This is a genomic window from Anaerovorax odorimutans (genome assembly GCF_024459955.1).
Taxonomy (GTDB): domain Bacteria; phylum Bacillota; class Clostridia; order Peptostreptococcales; family Anaerovoracaceae; genus Hominibacterium; species Hominibacterium odorimutans_A.
Genome location: NZ_JANFXK010000154.1, coordinates 1 through 260, shown reverse-complemented (window position 1 = coordinate 260; position 260 = coordinate 1). Strand labels below are relative to the sequence as shown.

Below are 260 nucleotides of genomic sequence, written 5' to 3'. Positions count from 1 at the left end.
AGGCGCCGTACTGCTCTTTCGGCAGCTGCGTCAGGGCCTGCACCCCGAACTTGCCTAGCAGGTTAATCACGACGCTCTGGTCCTTCTTGGCTTCCATGAGCTGCGATGCGGCAAGGGCAAGCTGTTCCTGCGTGTAAGTAGCCGCCTGTGTCGGCACGGCTGCCGCTGGCTGCGTTTGAGGCTGCATGGCCTGCTGCGCGGCGGGGTTGGCCGGCTGTGTTGGCGCTGCCTGAACCGGTACGGCCGGTTGTACGGGCGCC

1 protein-coding gene is annotated in these 260 nt (G+C 65.8%); it reads right to left on the bottom strand.

Going from position 1 to position 260, the window contains the following annotated elements; all coding sequences use genetic code 11:
* A partial coding sequence (locus NE619_RS18280) for a hypothetical protein (RefSeq protein ID WP_330640867.1) occupies positions 1–260 on the bottom strand: 260 nt, incomplete at both ends.